Below are 257 nucleotides of genomic sequence, written 5' to 3'. Positions count from 1 at the left end.
AGAGCAAAATTTAGAGCGGACTTAATGATTGGTGGACATTTACATGGTGGGCAAATACGAGTGGGTCCATATGGGGTGCATCCACAAGGCTCCTACCGACAACGAGAAGGTGTCATGACACTCGTAAGTAATGGCTATGGTACAACTTTATTGCCATTACGTTTAGGAGCGAAACCGGAGTGTCATATTATTGACATTGATATTTCGGATAAATAAACAACCAAAAATGTTTAGAAGGCGTATAATGGAAACGATAG

At 40.9% G+C, this 257-nt stretch carries 1 pseudogene; it reads left to right on the top strand.

The annotated features are described in order from the left end of the window. Positions 1–216, top strand: a pseudogene (locus SB660_RS21935) (metallophosphoesterase); the annotation flags it as partial. Positions 217–257: the final 41 nt, after the last annotated feature.

Source organism: Bacillus sp. SIMBA_005 (assembly GCF_046535585.1).
Taxonomy (GTDB): Bacteria; Bacillota; Bacilli; order Bacillales; family Bacillaceae; genus Bacillus; species Bacillus pumilus.
Note: the sequence above shows the minus strand (reverse complement) of the source record. Positions and strands in the feature narration are given on the sequence as shown.